The following is a 1,740-nucleotide window of genomic DNA, read 5'->3' as shown; positions in this document are numbered from 1 at the left end:
TTCTGCGCAAATTCGTAGCTGGCAAAGCTCAGCTGCTGGGACGGTTGCGGGCGGTGCTTCATGGCGTTCTATGCATGCAGGATTCGGGCCTAATTGATCAGCGTTTCCCTAGAGCCGGCAAAAACAGCTCAATGGCCCCGTTTTCCCCGGCCCGAGCCCTGATCAATCAGCCTGACCTTGCGCTCCCGCGTACGATTTTGCGCTGTTTTTGCGCTTTCCTGGGGGTGCGCGTCATTGCGTCGCAGTTACCCCCCTTTTACCCCCCTTTTCGGTGCTGCTATGGAACATTGCATTCGTGGCGATTCGTCCTGCCGAACCGGCATCAGCCGCCTACAAGCCTATTCCACAGGGTTGGCCATATAAGCACTCAATTTGCCAACTAGGACAATCGCCAGAGCGAGAACCAGCCTCTCGCATGGTGCGTTTGGAGTGCAACACCCGTGTTTTAGGAGTTCGTATTTGACCGACTGCGAGTTCGGGTAGTCAATGCCAAGAAACGGCCATCTGCTGTCGTTCGCGTCGTGCAGTCGAGGGCTGATGCAGACTGGGAGCGGTCAATCAACGTTGGAGATAACCGTCGGGCAGCGAAGCCAAGCGTAAACTGCCGGATCGAGCGAGAGAGTTACGCTCCTGCGATCTCGCGCATGACGGCTGGCGCCTTTTGGTCCAGTGCTGCGATAGCCGTACGGGTTGCTTGAAACAGAGGCTGCCACTTTGTGATGGCTTCCGTGTGCGCCGCGTTAAGAGCTTCTTGGTTCAGCCCTGCGGCACGTGCTTTTTGGCCGCTTTGTATTATTTCTAATAACGCCTCACGGTGTGCTCGAACGACCGCGTTTAACTCAGGTTGGAGTTCTGGGAAGTACAGCGTCGCAAGAACGTTGATTTTGTCAACTGGACTCGGTTCGTGCTGGTTCTCCGCCTGAAACATCCAAATGGAGCGCTGTCGATCTAGCCACTGCTCAAGTGAATAAACCGTATTCATTAGCTCTTCCAGCTTCTGTCGGCGCGTCGTCTTCCACTCTTTGGAAACCCAGTCCGCATGCGATATCGCAACTCGAACTTGCTCTGTCGCATGAGTCGTGGCACGTACCTGATTAAGCACCTCTTGAAGATCGGCTTTCGTTGCGAAAGTCTCCGCGCGCTTTCGAAAGTAGGGAGAAAGCCAGTTCCCGACTAAGGTGCTGAGAAGACCAATCGCAGAAAGTAGCGCGTACAGTCTCCAGTTTTGCAGGAGCTGTTCGCGCAGGATCTGTTCTGCAATCTCTCGAATCAATTGATCGTTCATTGGAGTCACACTCTATTCCATTGGTTGAATCTGACTGTCCGGAAATGCTGCTTCGCTGTCGTCCGCCGCCGGCGGCTGAAGGACAGCAACGGGCACGTCTCGCGCTTTGACGGTCCGTTCTTCGCCGCAACGTTGTCCGTCGCTTCATGGCCGACACTCCCAGTTCGCGGACGGCCGGTCTTTTCGAGTGCGGGCGGCAGCATCGGGTCGGTCAAGCCCATTGACGGTCCGATCGTCGGCGTAGCGTCGTCCGTCGCCTTCTGGGCCAAAGCGACCTCGTAAGGCCCGTGACCACGGTGCCGGACCGGGTTTCCAAGCCCGCCGGAACCCGCAGGCCAACAAGATTGAGTAGGGTGAGGGGTTACCCCCTCAGCCCTCTCACACCACCGTACGTGCGGTTCCGCATACGGCGGTTCAAGCGGAACACTGGAGGTGCTGGTGGATGGACACCAGCG

1 protein-coding gene is annotated in these 1,740 nt (G+C 56.8%); it reads right to left on the bottom strand.

What is annotated here, in order from left to right; all coding sequences use genetic code 11:
• Window positions 1-622: 622 nt before the first annotated feature.
• Window positions 623-1,285, bottom strand: coding sequence for a hypothetical protein (locus FFS10_RS22825; RefSeq protein WP_137896890.1), 663 nt, complete (start codon window positions 1,283-1,285; stop codon window positions 623-625).
• Between the last annotated feature and the right edge of the window lie 455 nt (window positions 1,286-1,740).

Source organism: Ramlibacter sp. 2FC, from assembly GCF_005503345.1.
Taxonomy (GTDB): domain Bacteria; phylum Pseudomonadota; class Gammaproteobacteria; order Burkholderiales; family Burkholderiaceae_C; genus SCMQ01.
Note: the sequence above shows the minus strand (reverse complement) of the source record. Positions and strands in the feature narration are given on the sequence as shown.

Bases quoted from the DNA above. Each gene is read 5' to 3' on its own strand.
- FFS10_RS22825 (WP_137896890.1), bottom strand. From the start codon at position 1,285: ATGAACGATCAATTGATTCGAGAGATTGCAGAACAGATCCTGCGCGAA.